Raw genomic sequence first — 18,732 nt, forward strand, 5'->3', positions numbered from 1 at the left:
GATTTTTGATCAAATTCTGAAGCGCGCGATTCCGCGCCTTGCTCACGGCCCTATCGATCAAAGCTTCTCCGGGGCGAGTAGGTAGGGTGGTCTGCGACAATTTCCGCCGCGGATGGGCAATGTGCTTTAACACGGGCGGAAAGGGAGTAGGTTTGACCCAGCGATTCACGTGACTTGCACAAGAAGGAGCACTCAAATGGGTTTGCGCATTAACGACGTGGTGCCGAATTTCACGGCCGAGACCGATCAGGGCACCATTACCTTTCATGACTGGATCGGCGACAGCTGGGCGATTCTCTTCTCCCACCCCAAGGACTTCACCCCGGTCTGCACCACGGAATTCTCTGCCGTGGCGCAACTGGGCAAGGAATGGGAAGCCCGCAACACCAAGGTGATCGGCGTCTCTGTCGACAGCGCCGAGGACCACCGCAAATGGAAGGGCGACATCGAATCTTACGGCAAGGCGGAAGCGGGGTTCCCGATCATCGCTGACGAGGGGCTGGCGGTGTCCAAGGCGTTCGACATGCTGCCCGCCGAGGCCTACCTGCCCGACGGTCGCACGCCGGCCGACAGCGCCACCGTGCGTTCTGTGTTCATCATTGGTCCGGACAAGCAACTGAAGCTGTCGATGACCTACCCGATGACCGTGGGGCGGAACTTTGCCGAGATCCTGCGCGCGCTCGACGGGTTGCAGATGTCCGGCAAAGGCGTTGCGACCCCCGCAAACTGGGTGCCGGGCGAGGACGTCATCATTCCGCCAAGCGTGTCCAATGAGGACGCCAAGGCGAAGTTCGGTGAGTTCGAGACCATCTTCCCCTACCTGCGCAAGACCAAGGCGCCAGAGTAAGGCGGGCGCACCGACCATCAGCGGTTCGGTATCGCAAGATAAATATGGGCCACGGTGGGTTTGCCGTGGCCCGTTCTATGTTCGCTTAGTCTGCGACGGGGGCAAACGCTTTGGCGCGGGTGCGGCGCAGATCCAGCGCCTCGTCCCAGATCACCTGACCAAAGGGCCCATCCAGGTCGCGGGCAAATGCCAAAGTCAGATCCGACGCTGTTTCGTCGAGCCAGATCGGTGATTTCTTCAGGAAGGCAAAGCCAAAGTCACGATGCACCAGTCGCGGCTGCGTGTAGCTGATCCCCTGGCGTGCGATGCTGGTCAGGATGAGGCCGATCAGCTCTTCGCGGGTTGGGGTTCCCGCCAGCGTCTTTGCCAGAATGTCCTGCATCTGCGGCATTTCCGGGATCACGGTCTGTTCAGCGATATGTCTCAGCTCATCATCGGGCAGTGCCGAGAGGTGCTGATCGAGACCGGCGATGTCCAAAGTGCTGGCATGGGTGAATTGATTGCGGATCACCCATTGCGACATCCCGATTTCGCCGCGACGCACCGTCACGGTCTTGTTGTTTGTGAGCGGGAAGTTGCGCCAGAACCGCTGAAAGGAAGGGTCCGAGAACAGCTTGCCGCTAATCATCAGGGCGAAGGAGCAGTAGTGAAAGTTTCGGTGTTCGCTGGAGTAGCTCCAGCTCAGGTTGCGAAACTCTTCGGGATTCACCCGGGCGTGCCCATAGTTGGTTGCGGCGCCGACGTAGTCCAGATCGAGCTGTTCCGCCTCATGCAGCCAGTTGGTAGATCCCGGAAGAGGGAACCAGGCAGAATCATTCAAGAGAACCAGTCGTTCGACGTCTGCAAACCGTTGGGCGATTTCCAGCACGCCATCGCGGTACCCTCCGAAGTCATATCCGTAGTTCGGCCGCTCTATCAGCAGGCATGCGTGTTCATGGATCGTGCTGCGGTCCGCGTCGTTCAGCGGGAGATTCGACACGACGACCGGCGCATAGCCATTGGCTGCAAGGTAACGCAAGGCCTCCAGATGCGATGCCAGTACCCCGGTCTGAGGAAAGATCAGATAGATCGCGACCTTCCCCGTAGGTGACGCCGTGCCCTCTGTCACCTGTTTGCGGGGGGCCAGAACGCGATCATAGTAGGTTTTTGAAAACAAAAGGCTCGTCAGCCGCGGCGGCAAACGTTTGAGCTGTAAAAAAGGACGGGTCAGCTCGCGTTTGATCTTCCAGAGGGGCAGCGCCATTCAAACACCTTGTGACTTTGAAACAATGTCTGCGGACTTAGCCTGTTGGGGCTGGCTGTGCAACGCGGCCCGCTTAGTCCGTCAGGAAGGGCTGATTGGCGCCGGGCGCATTCCGCGCGGCCCAGACTCCACGCAGATAGGCCCAGTGCTTGGCGCGCTTGCGTGCCGAGAGCAGTGTCAATGGTGACAGGAGCTGCATCATCGCGTCCCTCAGGGCCACAGCAAAGGCGCTGGACATGCCGTGCTTGCGGCACGCATAGACGCGGGATTGTCCCATGTACCAGGCCTTCAACGCCGCTGTCCGCGGCGAGCGCACGGTGGATTCGCCAAACAGATGCACAACCTCTGCCGCTGTCACCAGGCGCAGCGGGCCGCAGGTCTGGCGCAGCCGCAAGCTGAGGTCGTCATCCTCGTGATAGAGAAAGATCTCGGGGTCAAACCCGCCAACCGCCTCAAAGGCGGCGCGCCGCACAAAAATCGCTGACCCTTGCAGGACGGGTAGGTCGCAGTCGCGCTCCGCCGCCTCGCGCGGCAGCCAGAGCGATTTTGGCAACAGCTTGCTGCGCCGTTTGAAGGCAATCTTGCCATTGCCCTCGCGCAGGCGCGGATTGAAGGCGCAGGCCTCGGGATGCGCATCGGCCGCTGCCAAAAGCGCCTCCACCGCGCCCGGAGACAGCGTCGCATCCGGGTTGACGAAGAACAGGAACTCGCCGGTTCCATGTGCCGCGCCGAGATTGCAGCCCGGTCCAAAACCGATGTTGTGCTCTGAGATCACCAGTTCTGCGCCATGCGTCGCCGCGAGGTGCCGGACCTCATCGGTATCCTGCGAGCCATTGTCGACGATCACACAGTCCACATCTTCGGGAACCGAGGCCAGCAACGTCGGCAGAACGGCAGCAGAGTTATAGGCAACGGTAACAAGGGTAACGCGGCTCATGTGATCCTTTCCGGTGGCATGCGGCAACGTCAGTGACGCGCGACCAAAAAAATGCCCGGGACACTCCTGTCCCGGGCATCTTATGTCAGATCCGCATGTGGCGGGAAAAGGCTTATTCCGCCTCTTCTTTCTTCTCGGCTGTGATCGGCTCGCCGGTTTCCTGATCCACGACCTTCATGGACAGGCGCACCTTGCCGCGATCGTCAAAGCCCAGGAGCTTCACTTTCACTTCCTGACCTTCCTTCAGCACGTCGCTGGGGTGGTTCAGGCGGCGGTTTTCGATCTGGGACACATGCACCAGGCCGTCGCGCTTGCCAAAGAAGTTCACGAAGGCGCCGAAGTCGACGATCTTCACGACCTTGCCGGTGTAGATCGCGCCTTCTTCCGGCTCTGCCACGATCGCGTGGATCATGTCATAGGCCTTCTGAATGGCGTCGCCGTTGGCGGAGGCAATCTTGATCACGCCGTCGTCGTTGATGTCGACCTTGGCACCGGAGACTTCGACGATCTCGCGGATGACCTTGCCGCCGGAACCGATGACTTCACGGATCTTGTCGGTCGGAACCTGCATGGTCTCGATGCGCGGTGCGTGCTGCGAGAACTCGGAGGCTTCGGTCAGTGCCTTGGACATTTCGCCGAGGATGTGCAGACGGCCCGCTTTGGCCTGAGCCAGCGCGTTTTTCATGATTTCAGGCGTGATGCCTGCAACCTTGATGTCCATTTGCAGGGAGGTGATGCCGGCTTCGGTGCCCGCAACCTTGAAGTCCATGTCGCCGAGGTGATCCTCGTCGCCCAGGATGTCGGTCAGGATGCCGTAGGAACCGTCTTCTTCCAGCACGAGGCCCATGGCCACACCGGCAACCGGCGCTTTCAGCGGCACACCTGCGTCCATCATCGACAGCGAGCCACCACAGACAGATGCCATGGAGGAGGAGCCGTTCGATTCGGTGATCTCGGAGACCACGCGGATGGTGTAGGGGAAGTCGGTCGGAGCGGGCAGAACCGCCTGCAACGCGCGCCATGCCAGCTTGCCGTGGCCGATTTCACGACGGCCGGGGGAGCCCACGCGGCCCACTTCACCAACCGAGTAGGGCGGGAAGTTGTAGTGCAGCAGGAAGTTCGATTTGAAGTTGCCGTGCAGCGCGTCGATGAACTGCTCATCGTCGCCAGTGCCCAGCGTGGTCACAACCAAACCCTGCGTTTCACCACGGGTGAACAGGGCAGACCCGTGGGTCCGGGGCAGAAGGCCGGTCTGGCACTCAATCGCGCGGACCTGATCCAGTGCACGACCGTCGATGCGGCGACCGTTTTTCACAACGTCGCCCCGCAGAACAACGGATTCGAGCTTCTTCAGCGCGGAGCTGAGATTGCCGTCTTCCCGCTGCTCTTCGGTCAGGGATGCGATGATCTCTTCCTTGGCGGCGCCAACAGCAGCAACGCGTTCCTGCTTGTCAGAGATTGCATAGGCTGCGCGCATTTTCTCTTCGCCCGCTGCTTTAACGGCAGCATAGAGGTCGGAGTAATCCGGCGGGGTGAAGTCGAACGGCTCTTTTGCGGTTTCTTCCGCAAGCGAGACGATCAGGTCGATGACCGGCTGGATCTGCTCGTGTGCGAAGGTCACAGCGCCGAGCATTTCTTCTTCGGTCAGCTCGTAAGCTTCGGATTCCACCATCATCACGGCGTCTTTGGTGCCTGCAACAACAAGGTCCAGACGCTGCTCGGGGTTCAGACGCAGGTCCTGCATGTCGTCGACGGTCGGGTTCAGGATGTACTCGCCATCCTCGTAACCGACGCGGGCACCCGCGATCGGACCCATGAACGGCACGCCAGAGATGGTCAGCGCCGCGGAGGCCGCGATCATCGCGACGATGTCGGGGTCATTGACCAGATCGTGGGACAGCACGGTGCACATCACCAGAACTTCGTTTTTGAAGCCGGGAACGAACAGCGGGCGGATCGGACGGTCGATCAGACGTGCAGTCAGCGTCTCTTTTTCGGTCGGACGCGCTTCACGTTTGAAAAAGCCGCCCGGAATTTTACCGGCGGCGTAGTATTTTTCCTGGTAGTGCACGGTCAGCGGAAAGAAATCCTGACCGGGCTTTTGTTCGCGGGCGTAGGTCACGTTGGCCATGACCGAGGTTTCGCCGAGGGTGGCGATCACGGTGCCATCTGCCTGGCGCGCAACCTTACCGGTTTCCAGTGTGAGCGTTTCTTCGCCCCACTGCATTGTTTTCGTCGTTACGTTGAACATCTATCGTATCCTAAGTCGGAGCGCTCCCAGGCGTATCCCGGGTCTCCTAATTGCGTGGCGGCCCCATTGCCGCCGACCCTTATGCTATCTTTCTTTCGCGTGCCGGGGTCTGGGCACATCGTCTCAGATAGATCCGCCCATACATGAGTTCGTCGCAGAAAGAAAGTGTTCGCTTGCGCGGTGGGCTGCCGGATCAGGCCTGTTGGCTGCGGTTCAGGGTTTTGCGCTCTGCGGCATCCAGCCGGGCCAGGGCGGCCTCTGGCGACAGGCCGTCACGCTGTGCCGCCTGCCAGATGCGCCGGCAGGACTGCGCCGACCAGGGCAATGCGGCCTCCTGCAGCCAGGCGCGCAGAGGGGCGGGCAAGCGGTCATAAGCTGCCATTGGGTCCTCGCGCCTGCGCCGGGTGGGCAGTGCGACTGCCCCCCGGTTGCCGTTCTTATCCCGACGTCGCATGGTTACGCCGCCTGATCGGCCCGCCGCCACAGCGGGAAGGGATCGTCCAGATCCGCGTAGTCCGGCAGAGTCTCGGCCGTTGCTTCGCGGATCAGGCAAGCATCCAATGTGGATTTGATCGCGGGCCAGTCGATGCCTGCGCCGATGAACACCAATTCCTGACGGCGATCGCCAAAGGGCTCCTGCCAATGCGCCTGCATATAGTCGCGCGCCTGCTGGTGGGTGGGCCAGCGTTCGGCGGGCACCGAGGCCCACCACGTGCCCAGCGGCGCTACGCTCGAAAGCGCTCCCGCGAGCGAGAATTCCGCCACCCACTCGGGACGGGTGGCAACCCAGAAATGCCCCTTGGCGCGGATTACGCCGGGCAGATTGCCGTTCAGCACCGCATGCAATTTGCCGGGATCAAACGGCGCCCGCGCGCGATAGACAAAGGACGCGATGCCGTATTCTTCGGTTTCCGGCACATGATCGGCAAAGCCATAAAGCTCCTTGGCCCACATCGGGTGCTCGTGTGCCTTTTCGAAATCAAACAGCTTGGTGTCGAGGATCTTGTCGGCAGGCACTTCGCTGAAATCGGTCTCGATGATTTCGGCATCGGCGTTGAGGCTGCGGATGATCTTGCGCGCGGCGTCTACTTGTTCGGGGCTGGCAAGGCTCACCTTGTTCAACACCACCACATCCGCAAATTCCATCTGGTCGGTCAGCAGATGCACGAGGGAGCGCTCGTCCTCTTCGCCCAGTGTTTCGCCCCGGTCTGCCAGCAAGTCGTGGCTGGCAAAATCGTTCAGCAGGTTCACCGCGTCGACCACCGTGACCATCGTATCAAGCCGCGCCACATCCGAGAGGCTCTCGCCCTCGGCATCGCGGAAATCAAAGGTCGCGGCGACGGGCAGCGGTTCCGAGATCCCGGTGGATTCGATCAGCAGATAGTCAAACCGCTGTTCGGCAGCCAGGCGGCGCACCTCCGCCAGGAGGTCATCGCGCAGGGTGCAGCAGATGCAGCCGTTTGACATCTCCACCAGCGTTTCCTCGGTCTGGCTCAGGTCTGCGCCGCCCTCACGCACCAGATCGGCGTCAATGTTGACCTCGCTCATATCGTTCACGATCACCGCCACCCGGCGGCCTTCACGATTGTTGAGGATACGGTTCAGAAGCGTCGTTTTGCCCGCTCCGAGAAAACCGGAGAGGACGGTGACGGGAAGGCGGGGATCGGACATCTGCGACTCCTGTATGAAATGTTATAATGTAACAATCACGAAGTGCCAAAAGAGGCAAGCCCCCTATAATGTGAAAAACCGCGCCCCCTTCAGGGGACGCGGTGGGGCACTTCAGGCTGTGGTGCGGATCAGAACCGCAGGCGTGCGGTCAGCGCAATGGCGCGGCCCGGTTCATTCAAGGCGACAACCCGGCTGCTGCCGATCCCGTCGGAGCTCCGGCTGGCATAGGCCTCGTCAAACAGGTTGCGCAGGTCCAGACGCAGCTCGAGGGCGTCGTAGCGTGCGGGCACATAGGTGGCGTAGAGATTGACAACCTCGTAGCTCGGCAGGGTGGTGCCGGCCTCATCGTTTTCCAGCGCGATTTCGGCCGATCCACCGATGCGCCATTGCGAGGTCAGGTCCATCCCCGCTTCGAGCGCGATGAGGTGCCCCATCGGACGACCGAGATAGTATGCGGTCGATCCAACAGCTGCGTCATCCACTTCCACATCGGCATAGGTCCAATTCACACGCGCAAACCCGCGATCCCAGGTGTATTGCAGCGAGGTGTCGATCCCGCGGCTGCGCAGATCGGACAGGGCCCCACGCGCACCGCTGGACGGCAGCACCGCTGCGATGTCATCGACATTGGTCTGGAACAGTGCCGCGCTGGCCTTCCAGGCGCCGTTGTCAAAGCGCAGACCGATCCGGCCAGCGTTTGCACGCGAGGAGGTGAACCCGGCGTAGTTCCACGCCCCTCCGAAGTTCACAAGCGCAGCCTCGCCCAGCTCAAAACCACCCCAGGAGGAGGCCAGACCTGCGTTCAGCGACCAGGTGTCGGACAGCACGACATCAACGGTGCCGTTGACGCTCAGGCCGGTCTCGGAAAACTCGGACCCATCGGCGCCGGTAAACTTCTGCGTGTCGATGCGGGCACCATAGCTGACCGAGACCCGCGCGCCAATGTCCTGCCGGGCCTGCGCAAACAGCCCGATATTGCGGAGCTCTTCTTCGCCGCTGCTGCCCAGAGCGGGGCCGGGGCCCCGGCCTTCGCCCTCTGCCGTTTCCCGGAAGAAGTCGATCCCCGCAGTCACATTGCCCCCAGCAATGTCGAAGCGGTTCTTCAGCGTCCCGCTCAAGCTCTTGTTGACGCCATAGACGCCGCTGGCATCAATTTCCTGCGCGTTGTGGCTGAGCTGGAATTCGGGGTTCCAGATGCCGGTTGCCTGCGTGTTCCGGTAGGAAAAGGTGTAGGAGGTGCGTCGTGACAGCGCCTCGATCAGCGTGCTGTTGGTGCCGTTGACGCCCCAGAAATCCGGACGGGTGAAGAACAGGCCACCCGGTCCCGGCTGCGCAGCCCGCAACCCCGTGTCCTCGGTGCGCGAGGCGGCAAATTCGAACCGGTGCCCCTCAAGGCTTTCATAGGCGAATTTGCCCACATAGTCGGTCAGGTCGGCGCGGGTGCCGGTCACGGTGTTGCCGTCGCCATCCTTGTAGTCATCGCCGGTGCGGCGGGTGTGGCTCAGCACGTATTCAAACCCGCCTTCGATTCCGTAGATGGTCAGCGACCCTTCGCGGCTGTTGGCATTGCTGTCGGTTGACAGGCGCAGGCGGCCGCCAAAATTGTCACCGGCGTCCAGCAGATCGCTCGCGTCCTTGGTCTCGTAGGCGATCGAACCGGCCAGGGCGCCCGCACCGGCATCCGCGGGGGCCAGACCTTTGCTGATCTCGACCTGTTTCAGCAGCTCCGGATCCAGCAGCACATTGCCGGTGTGGTGAAAGGCGGATTTGTTCTGCCGCGCGCCGTCGATGGTGACGGAGAGCAGGCTTTCCTCGATCCCGTTCACATAGACCTTCTGCGCGATCGCTGCGCCGCCCCCGGTGGTGACTGCGCTCTCTCCGACAAAGACATCCTTTGTGGTGGAGGGGTTGCGCGCGGCGATTTCCTCTTCGGTGATTTCGTCGTTGCCCAGCAGCGCCTGTGCGTCCGGTGCTTCGACGCGAATGTCGTCGAGCATGAAGGCGTCGGTCAGATCCTGCGCCCCCGCCGCCGATGCAAGCGGTATGGCGGTGCCGAGCAGAAGGGTGGCGATGTTCCTCGAAGTGATGCGATGCATCATGATGTGTCCCTCACGGTTTTGTGGTCGCGGGGGAGGACGTCGGGGGACATCTTGCCTGGCTGATTGGTGCACCCTCCCCTTACCCAGAGACGCAAGCGATGGCAACGCATGCGCCAGGGGAACATCGCCGCAAGTGCCAAAGAAAACGCCCGCTCCTGAGCAGGGCGGGCGTTCCTGATTGACAATGCTGAGGGCGTCTTAGCGACGGATACCCAGCTTCTTGATCAGGTCAAGATAGCGTGCTTCTTCTTTCCCTTTCAGGTAGTCCAGCAGTTTGCGGCGCTGGGCGACCATCTTCAGAAGACCACGGCGGCCGTGGTTGTCCTTCTTGTGGGTCTTGAAGTGCTCGGTCAGGGTGTTGATGCGCGAGGTCAGGATTGCAACCTGGACTTCCGGGGAACCGGTGTCGCCGTCTTTGGTTGCGAATTCTTTCATCAAGCGTGTTTTTTCTTCGGCAGTAATCGACATCGGGGTCTCCTTCATATGATGTGTGTGGATGGCTCTGGCCGGGATGTCGTCCAGCACAGGCCCATGGAGTGCTCCACCCGGGATCACAATGTGATTCCGCAGCGGATGCGGGTGCCTACGGGATTTCACCGCGATTTGCAAAGGAAAAGGACGTGGCGTACTTGGCAACCCGCGCTGCGGGGCGATCATGTCAGGGACCGGCCCGACACCTGAGATCCGGGGGGGGGGCGAAAGAAGTTGCCACCAAACGTTCCCGGTCTTGTTGTGACGTCATCGCCAGGCCGGTGACTGGCGGGACAGGGCGATGAACCGGTGCACGCCGCCACCGGTTGCATGCCGGACCAGATCCCATGGTGAGGCGCTGTGCACCGGCACTGCGGCTCCGCACAACGCCCTGCGCATCACAAGACCATGGGCCGACACACGGCGGGGCCAGCCCAGCACCTGTCTTTGGAGCATGCCTGACACTGCGGTGACGTGCAAACCGGCCCTGTGTTCCGAAGGAAATCCGTCACGGTATCGGAGCCGGCGCGGCGCAGGCCTGAAAGGCCTGCGCCGCGCCGGTCGCTTCGGGCAAAGCCCGAAGCGAAACACCTGTGAAACGGACTGCTAAAAACAGACTTCGCAAGCGGTGCTGAGAAGCGGGCGTGCCATAGCCATGCCGGCGTTGTCACTCGGGCAGCGGGAGATAGGCGACGTCCTCATCGCTGGCCTCGACCAACAGGATATCTTCGGCGCTCAGGTCTTCGGCGCCGGTGAGCCGCATGGCCTCCTCGCCGTCAAGACGTATGATCCGCTGATCCGGATTTTCCGGGTCGTCGTCGACGTCAACGCTGGGGTGCCCCAGGGCACCATCATAGATCAGCAGCAACTGGTCTTCCGCGCTGTCGAAATCGATCAGGTCGACCTGTCCGCCGGCAATCCAGTCGCCCAACAGGATCTGATCCGCGCCGTCTCCCGCTGTAACCACGTCGGAGGCGCCTGCGATCAGCGTATCATCCCCGTCGCCGCCGTTCAGGAAATCGGCGGTGTCGCCATCATCAGCCCCATTGATGGTGTCGTTGCCTTGCCCACCGAAGAGCACGTCCTGTCCGGCTCCACCAGACAGGGCATCATCCCCGGCGTTGCCATGCAGGGCATCTGCGCCAGCCTGTCCCGCCAGCGTGTCCTGACCGCCCCCGCCGTGCAGCGAGTCCGCACCGGTCCCGCCGGTCATTCGGTCGTCGCCAAATCCCCCATACAGCGTGTCGTCGCCCTCGCCGCCGTCGAGCGTATCCGTGCCATCTTCGCCATGAAGCGTATCATCGTCGCTGCCGCCGAGCAGGCTGTCGCTGCCTTCGCCGCCAAAGATCTCATCCCGGCCGTCGCCACCATCAAGGGAATCGTTGCCGCCATAACCGTGGATCTGGTCGTCCCCGTCGAGCCCCATGACCACCTCGTCAGCCGCGGTGCCGGTCAGGTGGTCGAGATCGGACGTTCCGGTCATCACGGCGTTCGCGCCATCATCCTGGGGCGTGTCGGTGTCTGGGTCATCATCGTCGCTTCCGCCGGACAGAAACACATCAGGGGACACGATCGTGTTTCCACCCCCTTCGCTGCCTGCGTCGGGGGCATTGCTGTCATCTTCGTAATCCTCATCGGATTCGAAGTCGATCATGACCGCGCTGCCAACAGCAACGATCCCGAGAATACTGGCTAACCACAACACTGTACTGGTCCACTTCGTTCCAGCTACGACACCAGTATCGAGTGTGACACACCCCGTTGCCCATCTCAAAACAAAACAGGAACATGGGTTAACAATCTCCTTATCGCGTGGACTGGTCCGGCCAAAGCAACGGAGTCTGCGCATAAGGAATATAGAGCGGGTGTTTGGGATGGCCGGCTTTGCTCAGGCCCAGGTGGTGCAGAGGGCGGCCCGTGGCACGCAGGCGAGTGGCAACCTCGGGACCTTGATTGCGATGCGCGCCATGGGTGCCCCACGCACAGATCACCATGTCCGCCCAATCCATCCCGGCAAGCAGCACCGGCATATTCTCCGGCCCTTCGGGATCGGGGGCCGCACGCATGTCGCGCGGATCGGTGGCGCGATAGGCAAAGATATTGGTGGCCTGAAACCCGCCAAACCCCAAGGCCCGTGCGCGCCTTTCGCAGCGTTCGATGGTGGGGTCGTTCTGAACTTCGGTGGCTTTGGATGGGTTGAGCATCACAAACATCACCTTTTGCCCCTCGGGTGCCCAGACGCGTGTCAGGCTGTAGCGATAGGTTTCGCAGTCCGAATAAAGGGCGGTGGAGGGCGCGTCGCCCTTGATGTGATGGCGGGTGATCATGGTGAAGGTTTTGGCCTATCGCTGCGCGCTTCGCAATTCCCTGTGGAAATGGCCTGATCTCGCGGTCGCATTGCGGCATTTGTAGGTCAACGCATATGACCCATTGTTTCGCGTGCGAAACAATGGGTCAGCGTGTTTTCTCTATCATTTACATGATGTTAACGGATGTGCGGCGGAGGTGATGCGCCTGCGTGATGGCGTATCAGTCCTGATTGAACACCCGCGATGGATGCAATTCACCTGCCTTGTAGATCCCCACGGCAACCGCTTTGCCCTCTAGCGACGCCCAGGCCTCATCGCCGTACTCAACGTCCGATGCGATCACCATGCCGGGGTTGCCGTTTCTGAGCCGGGTTGCGCCCTGTGGCGTGCATTTCAGTTCCGGCAGGTCCGCAAGCCCTTCTTCGAGCGGCCGCAGGAACTGATCGATCTCGGGCGACTTTGCCAGATCGTCGATCTGTTCCAACGTCACACCGTCCTCGGCGTCAAACGGGCCGGACCAGATCCGCCGCAGTTCCTGAACATGGCCGAGGCAGCCGAGTTTCTCGCCCAGATCTCGGGCAATGGACCGCACATAGCCGCCCTTGCCGCAGGTCATCTCCAGCACCACGTGGTCCGCGTCGGGGCGGTCCAGCATCACCAATTCCTCAACCCAGAGCGGGCGGGAGGACAGCTCGACCTCTTCGCCATCCCGGGCGAGCTTATAGGCGCGCTGGCCGTCGACCTTTACGGCTGAGAACTTCGGCGGTACCTGCTGGATTTCGCCAATGAACCCAAGCAACGCCTCTTTGATGTCTTCATCCGAGGGACGCTCGGCAGAGGTCGCAATCACCTCGCCCTCGGCGTCATCGGTGTTGGTCGCAGCCCCCAGCGTCACCGTGAACGTATAGGCTTTCATGGCGTCGGTGATGAATGGAACGGTCTTGGTGGCCTCGCCCAGAGCGACGGCCAGAACGCCGGTGGCGTCGGGGTCGAGTGTGCCGGCGTGACCGGCCTTCTTGGCGTCAAACGCCCAGCGGACCTTGTTGACCACAGCGGTCGACGTGAGGCCTGCGGGTTTGTCCACCACCAGCCAGCCGGAAATGTCGCGTCCCTTGCGTTTGCGTCCCATGAATGTCCCCAGAAATGTCGGATAAGGCGCGCGAGGTAGCGCAGCGCGGGCAGGCTGTCAATTCTGCAGCGTGCCTGCGTCGTCCTCTGCGACATCCTCCACCACGCCAACCACAGGCCCCATCATGAACCCCGCATCAGAGCGGTTGAGGTCGGGGGCGTGCAATCGCGAGATATTGCCATCAAAATAGAGCGCCTGCGGCAGGTCGAGGTGATCGCGAAACAGGCTGGCAAAGTCGTGGAAGTTCACGGTATTGCGCGAGATCGCAAACACCACGCGGCGGCCATCGGCGCTGGTACCGACCCCGTTGCGGATATAGCGGGAATCGCTGTCTTTCAGAAATCTCGGATGCAGCTCTCCGTCGATCACCAGCATCGGCCCGGATTGAGTGGCGCTGGTGCAGCTGGGCGTGCTGGCCTCGAAGGCAAGCGTTTCGATCACATCGGCGCGGCCTTCGCGCAGGCAGAATACGCCATTGGGCACGAGCCCGAAATTGCCGGGGCCGGGATTGGTGACCAGCCGCATTTCCTCGTTGCCATCCTCGACATAAAGCCCGACCGGGGAGCGATCCGTGTGATACATCCCCGCGTTGGTGGCAAAGGCGAGGGTCTTGTTCTGGGCCGCGAGACGGTCTTCGATGGTGGAGAAATGCCCCATGACCGCGCCGGTGTCATCACGTAGGAACAGGCGCAGGTTTTCGCGACTGGCATCCACTTCGCAAAGGGAATAGCGATTGCCCTGATAGCTCTCGTCGCGGCACTCGACCGCCGCGCCCTGACCCGCCCAGAGGGCCAGTCCCAGAAGCAGGCTCAGCGACCGGCGCACGCGCATCACTTCAGTCCTCGATGTCGCGGCGCACCGCATCCTGATTGAACAGGCGCCGGGTGTCATCCATCCGGTCAAAGGTCTCGTCGATCTGGAACCGCAGGTCCGGGGTGAATTTCAGCCCGGTCTTCTTGCCGATCATGCGCCGCAGTTCGCTCTTGTTGCGGGCGAGCAGTTGCAACACGTCCTCCTGCCCCTTGCCGCCCAGGGGCAGGACATAGGCGGTGGCGATCTTCAGATCCGGCGAGGTGCGCACCTCGCCGACGGTGATGGACAGACGGTTCAGGTCCGGGTCGTGAATGTCGCCGCGCGCCAGCACCTCGGAGAGTGTGCGGCGGATCACTTCGCCGACGCGAAGCTGACGCTGAGAGGGGCCGGGGCCGTCGTGGAATTTGTTCTTAGCCATGAGACTCGATCTATGCCGAAAGCCGCCCTTTGCCAAGCGGTCCTCGTCAGGGTAGGAGGAATCCAGCGGATAGTCCAATCAGAGAGTAAAGCCATGACGGATAAACCAGGGATCGTGATCACCGGCGCTTCGGGGCGCATGGGGCAAATGTTGATCAAGACGGTGCTGGACAGCGACAAGGCGGAGCTTGCCGGCGTGGTGGAACGTCCAGGTCACGATTGGGTCGGTCAGGACATTGGCATCGCCATGGGCGGCGCGGCGCTTGGCGTGGCGGTCACCGACGATGCGCTTGGAGCCTTCTCTGCGGCGCAGGCGGTGATCGATTTCACCACACCAGAGGCGACCATCGCCTTTTCCAAGCTGGCCGCGCAGGCGGGTTGTGTCCATGTGATCGGCACCACCGGCATGAGTGATGAGCAGATCGCAGCATTGGACCCCGCCGCCCGCGACACCGTGCTGGTGCGTGCGGGCAATATGTCGCTTGGGGTGAACCTTCTGGTGCAATTGACCAAAAAGGTCGCGGCGGCCCTTGATGAGGAGTTCGATATTGAGGTCATTGAGGCGCACCACCATCACAAGGTCGATGCGCCCTCAGGTACGGCCTTGATGCTGGGTGAAGCAGCGGCCGAGGGCCGGGGTGTCAAACTATCCGATGTCGCGGACCGGGGCCGGGACGGCATCACTGGCGCGCGCAAGAAAGGCGACATCGGCTTCACCGCCATTCGCGGCGGCGACATCGTGGGCGAACATGATGTGCTGTTTGCGGCGGCTGGCGAACGGATCGTCCTGCGCCATATGGCCACCGACCGTGCGATATTTGCACGTGGCGCGCTCAAGGCCGCGCTTTGGGGGCAGGGCAAAGCCACCGGTGCCTATGATATGATCGATGTGCTTGGCTTGTGAGGATCATGGGCCACCCTTGCGGGCGGTTGCCTCCGGCGGAGGTATTTGGAAAAAGATGAAGCGCTCATCGTTCTTCTAACCTGAATTGTCCCGGCGTGAGCGCCCCTGAGCCGCCAAATTCAAAAATCAATCGCAATGCCTTTTTTCTCCCAATCGCCATAGCGCGCTGGGTCAGGGCCATCGCGGCCTCCCAGTTCGGTTGGCTGGGGGGGGTGCGCCTCGCGGGCCTTGCGGCGTTCCTCGGCCTCGGCAAGGGCGCGCTGGGCGGCTGCGGGCAGATCCTTTGCCCGTTGGGATTCGGGGGCGTCACTCATGGGGGCTTCTCCGCAGGGTGGGTTTCTTTATTCTGACACCATGATATACGCCCGCGTCCGCTATGGACAAGCCGATCCCCGATCAGGAGCCCTCACCCATGACCGACCGCCCCACATCTGCCTCTGACGCACGCCGTGCGGCTGTGACGCTTCTTGATAAGGTTCTGGGCGAGGGGCTTTTGCTGGCAGAGTGTCACGCGCAGGTGCTGGAGCGGCTGGAGCCTTCAGATCGCGCGCGCGCTCAGCGATTGGCGCTGGACGTGTTGCGATCCCTCGAACGCGCGGATCGGGTGTTGGCGAAACATCTGCGCAAGCCCCCCGCGCTTCATGTCCGAAACGCATTGCGTCTGGGAACGGTGGAGCTGTGTTCTGGTGGGGCTGCGCATGGGGTGGTGAACGATATCGTCAATCTGGTGGCGCGTCATCGCCGTCACGCCCAGCTCAAGGGGCTGGTCAACGCGGTTCTGCGCAAAGTGGCGACAGATGGCCCAGCAGAGTGGGCGAAGCTGCGCGTGCCGCGATTGCCAAAATGGCTGCGCAGCCCGTTGGCGCAAGCTTGGGGCAGTGATGCAATGCTGGCCATCGAGGCTGCGCATTTAAAGGGCGCGCCGCTTGATCTGAGCTTTAAACCGGGCGCGGATCTCTCGGCGTTGGGGGGCAAGCCAACTCCGACCGGCAGTCTGCGATTGGACGACGCGGGGCAGGTCTCGGCGTTGCCGGGCTATGCGCAAGGCGATTGGTGGGTGCAGGACGCAGCCGCAGCCCTGCCTGCCCGTTTGATCCATGCCCAGCCAGGTGAACGGGTGCTGGATCTCTGCGCGGCGCCGGGGGGCAAGACGTTGCAGATGGCTGCGGCGGGGGCCGATGTGACGGCGGTTGATATTTCCGAGGGCCGTCTGGCGCGTCTGCAGGAGAACCTGACCCGCACGGGGCTCTCGGCGAATGTGATCGCGGGGGATGTGCTTGCGCAAAAGGGGCAATACGATGCGGTTCTGCTGGATGCGCCCTGTTCCGCGACGGGCACAATCCGCCGCCACCCGGATCTGCCCCACGCCAAGGACGGGGCCGGTTTTGGCGCCTTGATCGAGTTGCAGGCGCAAATGCTGGCGCATGCGTGGACATTGGTGCGGCCCGGCGGGCGGCTGGTCTATTGCACCTGTTCTTTGTTGCCGGATGAGGGCGAGTGCCAGATCGAGGATGCATTGGAGATGTTCCCCGAGGTCCGGATCGGCGACAGAATTCAGACACTCGAAGGCATTGATCCGGCGTGGATCACTGAGGAGGGTGGCCTGCGCCTTCGGCCGGATTACTGGCCCGAGATCGGCGGCATGGACGGGTTCTACATGGCGGAACTCGTCAAGGCCGAGCACTGATCGCAACGCTCAGAAATGCCACCGCCCGCGCCCGAAGGGCGCCGGGCCCAACGGGAGCGGATCATCTCTGCATGATCCGGCGACGGGCGGGAGAGTTTGCCGCGATGTCTCACGCAGGGCAGAGAGCGCATGACACCCGGCGGCAGGCGCGTTATCCTCTGGCCAAAACGCCAAAGGCGTGTGAGGCAAGAGTGCATGTCCAGATATGATCGAATGGCCAGTCGCGGCACGCGGCTGCTGAACCATTATACCGCCTGGAAGGCGCGCAAGCAGCCTGCGGCCACGGGGTTCGTGTCCCAGCCGGAGCCGCGCACCATTGGCAGTTTTGCCCGCGGGCGGCAGCTTGTGGCCGGCAACCTGTTGTTTGCGGGCTATCTGGTCGAAAGCGCCACCACCGGGCTCTGGGATGTGGATTCACCTGATTTTGCCTTTGAGGCAGAGCGGCAGGGCTGCACCTGGCTGGACGATCTGGCCGCCGTGGGGGACATCAAGGCGCGCAAGAAGGCGCAGCATTGGGTCTGGGGCTGGATCGATGAATTCGGCAATGGCACAGGGCCGGGCTGGTCGCCGGATCTGACCGGGCGGCGGGTGATTCGATGGATCAACCACGCGCTGTTCCTGCTGAGCGGGCAGGACAAAGTTGCCTCTGATGCCTTTTACCGCTCGCTGTCGCAGCAAACCTGGTTCCTCGCGCAGCGCTGGAAGGGGGCATCCCCCGGCTTGCCACGCTTTGAGGCGCTGACAGGGCTGATTTATGCCGGTCTTGCGCTCAAGGGCTGCGAGGAACTGGCGGATCCGGCGGTCAAGGCGCTTGCTCAGGATTGCGCGATCCAGATCAATGCCGACGGGGGCCTGCCGACCCGCAACCCCGAAGAGCTGCTGGATGTGTTCACCCTGCTCACCTGGGCGGCGGCGGCGCTGCATGAGGCGGGGCGATCGGTGCCGCGCGAGCATCATGCAGCCCTCGACAGGATCGCGCCGACCCTGCGCGCCCTGCGCCACAGTGATGGCGCCCTGGCGCGGTTTCATGGCGGCGGACGCGGACAGGAGGGCTGGCTTGATCATGCGCTGGCCGCTTCGCAAGTGCCCGCGCGCCCCTTTGAAGGCCTTGCGATGGGGTTTGCCCGACTGTCTGCCCGGCGCACCTCGATCATTGTCGATGCCACCGTGCCCCCGGTTGGCAAGGCGTCGTATAATGCGCATGCCTCCACATTGGCGTTTGAGCTGACTTCGGGGCGGCGTCCCTTGATCGTCAGCTGCGGCGCGGGGGAGAATTTCGGTCTGGAGTGGCGTCGGGCCGGGCGGGCCACGCCATCGCATTCGGCGCTCTGTGTCGAGGGGCACTCCAGCGCGCGGCTGGCCTCGCCGCAGAAGGGCACCGGCCATGAGTTCCTGATCGAGCCGCCCACCGACGTGCCGATCGAGCGGGATGACCTGGATGACGGGTATCGTTTCCAGGGCGCCCATGATGGCTATGCCAGACATTTTGGCGTGACGGCGGCGCGCTCGCTGGAATTGTCGGTGGATGGGCGCATGCTCTCGGGCGAGGATATGTTGCTGGCGCTGGATGGCGCGGCCAAGAAACGCTTTGACAAGGCGCTGGATGCGGGCGGCCTGAAGGGCATCGGCTTTGATTTACGGTTCCATTTGCACCCGGATGTGGACGCAGCCCTTGACTTGGGCGGCGCGGCAGTATCCATGGCGCTCAAGAGTGGGGAAATCTGGGTATTCCGTCACGACGGTCAATGCGATCTGAAGCTGGAAACCAGCGTTTACCTGGAAAAGACCCGCTTGAAGCCGCGTCAATCGCTGCAAATTGTCCTGTCGGGCCGGGCCATTCAATACGCGACCCAGATCCGCTGGACCCTCAGCAAGGCGCAGGAAACGGCCGTGGCCGTGCGCGATCTGGCCCGCGACGAACCCATGGCTTACGAAGAGTGAACCTGAACAAGGA

17 protein-coding genes are annotated in these 18,732 nt (G+C 62.3%); 4 read left to right on the top strand and 13 right to left on the bottom strand.

The features are described from left to right. The first annotated feature begins 196 nt into the window (after positions 1-196). Positions 197-847, top strand: a complete 651-nt coding sequence (locus MHM88_RS18615) for a peroxiredoxin (RefSeq protein WP_239324517.1) — start codon at positions 197-199, stop codon at positions 845-847. A gap of 85 nt (positions 848-932) precedes the next feature. On the opposite strand, the gene MHM88_RS18620 is transcribed toward MHM88_RS18615, so the two are convergent. From MHM88_RS18620 to rbfA, 12 genes are all read right to left on the bottom strand, one after another. Further along, on the bottom strand, positions 933-2,090 hold the full coding sequence (locus tag MHM88_RS18620) for a rhamnan synthesis F family protein (protein WP_239368090.1): 1,158 nt from the start codon (positions 2,088-2,090) through the stop codon (positions 933-935). 73 nt (positions 2,091-2,163) lie between these two features. Continuing rightward, positions 2,164-3,027, bottom strand: a complete 864-nt coding sequence (locus tag MHM88_RS18625; RefSeq protein ID WP_239368092.1) for a glycosyltransferase family 2 protein — start codon at positions 3,025-3,027, stop codon at positions 2,164-2,166. A 112-nt stretch (positions 3,028-3,139) separates the two neighbouring features. Further along, positions 3,140-5,278, bottom strand: a complete 2,139-nt coding sequence (pnp, locus tag MHM88_RS18630) for a polyribonucleotide nucleotidyltransferase (protein WP_239368094.1) — start codon at positions 5,276-5,278, stop codon at positions 3,140-3,142. A 193-nt stretch (positions 5,279-5,471) separates the two neighbouring features. Further along, positions 5,472-5,732 carry a DUF6525 family protein gene (locus MHM88_RS18635; protein WP_239324513.1) on the bottom strand — a complete coding sequence of 87 codons (261 nt, stop codon included), beginning with the start codon at positions 5,730-5,732 and terminating at the stop codon, positions 5,472-5,474. A gap of 2 nt (positions 5,733-5,734) precedes the next feature. Continuing rightward, positions 5,735-6,949 carry a zinc metallochaperone GTPase ZigA gene (gene zigA / locus MHM88_RS18640; protein WP_239368096.1) on the bottom strand — a complete coding sequence of 405 codons (1,215 nt, stop codon included), beginning with the start codon at positions 6,947-6,949 and terminating at the stop codon, positions 5,735-5,737. 128 nt (positions 6,950-7,077) lie between these two features. Then, a complete protein-coding gene (locus MHM88_RS18645) occupies positions 7,078-9,048 on the bottom strand; it encodes a TonB-dependent receptor domain-containing protein (RefSeq protein WP_239368098.1) in 1,971 nt (656 codons plus the stop codon). A gap of 198 nt (positions 9,049-9,246) precedes the next feature. After that, complete coding sequence (gene rpsO / locus MHM88_RS18650; RefSeq protein WP_239324499.1) at positions 9,247-9,516, bottom strand: 30S ribosomal protein S15; 270 nt, start codon at positions 9,514-9,516, stop codon at positions 9,247-9,249. A 670-nt stretch (positions 9,517-10,186) separates the two neighbouring features. Further along, positions 10,187-11,173 carry a calcium-binding protein gene (locus MHM88_RS18655; protein ID WP_255734761.1) on the bottom strand — a complete coding sequence of 329 codons (987 nt, stop codon included), beginning with the start codon at positions 11,171-11,173 and terminating at the stop codon, positions 10,187-10,189. Positions 11,174-11,324: 151 nt separating this feature from the next. Further along, on the bottom strand, positions 11,325-11,846 hold the full coding sequence (locus MHM88_RS18660; RefSeq protein ID WP_239368102.1) for a DUF1643 domain-containing protein: 522 nt from the start codon (positions 11,844-11,846) through the stop codon (positions 11,325-11,327). Positions 11,847-12,048: 202 nt separating this feature from the next. Then, positions 12,049-12,957 (bottom strand): tRNA pseudouridine(55) synthase TruB, encoded by a 909-nt coding sequence (truB, locus tag MHM88_RS18665; RefSeq protein WP_239368104.1) that lies wholly within the window; start codon positions 12,955-12,957, stop codon positions 12,049-12,051. A 57-nt stretch (positions 12,958-13,014) separates the two neighbouring features. Beyond that, positions 13,015-13,788: a phosphodiester glycosidase family protein gene (locus tag MHM88_RS18670; protein WP_239368106.1), complete on the bottom strand. Its 774-nt coding sequence runs from the start codon at positions 13,786-13,788 to the stop codon at positions 13,015-13,017. A 4-nt stretch (positions 13,789-13,792) separates the two neighbouring features. Beyond that, on the bottom strand, positions 13,793-14,188 hold the full coding sequence (gene rbfA, locus MHM88_RS18675; RefSeq protein WP_239324489.1) for a 30S ribosome-binding factor RbfA: 396 nt from the start codon (positions 14,186-14,188) through the stop codon (positions 13,793-13,795). Positions 14,189-14,281: 93 nt separating this feature from the next. Here rbfA and dapB point away from each other — a divergent pair, with 93 nt between their 5' ends. Continuing rightward, positions 14,282-15,091 (top strand): 4-hydroxy-tetrahydrodipicolinate reductase, encoded by an 810-nt coding sequence (dapB, locus tag MHM88_RS18680; protein WP_239368108.1) that lies wholly within the window; start codon positions 14,282-14,284, stop codon positions 15,089-15,091. A gap of 119 nt (positions 15,092-15,210) precedes the next feature. On the opposite strand, the gene MHM88_RS18685 is transcribed toward dapB, so the two are convergent. Then, positions 15,211-15,405 (bottom strand): DUF1674 domain-containing protein, encoded by a 195-nt coding sequence (locus tag MHM88_RS18685; RefSeq protein WP_239324487.1) that lies wholly within the window; start codon positions 15,403-15,405, stop codon positions 15,211-15,213. A gap of 98 nt (positions 15,406-15,503) precedes the next feature. Between MHM88_RS18685 and MHM88_RS18690 the strand changes: the two genes are divergently transcribed. Further along, positions 15,504-16,778: an RsmB/NOP family class I SAM-dependent RNA methyltransferase gene (locus MHM88_RS18690; protein ID WP_239368110.1), complete on the top strand. Its 1,275-nt coding sequence runs from the start codon at positions 15,504-15,506 to the stop codon at positions 16,776-16,778. A gap of 195 nt (positions 16,779-16,973) precedes the next feature. After that, the gene (locus MHM88_RS18695; protein WP_239368112.1) at positions 16,974-18,719 is read left to right on the top strand and encodes a heparinase II/III family protein; all 1,746 of its coding nucleotides are present in this window, start codon (positions 16,974-16,976) and stop codon (positions 18,717-18,719) included. The last annotated feature ends 13 nt before the right edge of the window (positions 18,720-18,732 follow it).

The organism is Epibacterium sp. MM17-32 (assembly GCF_022348205.1).
Taxonomy (GTDB): Bacteria; Pseudomonadota; Alphaproteobacteria; order Rhodobacterales; family Rhodobacteraceae; genus Epibacterium.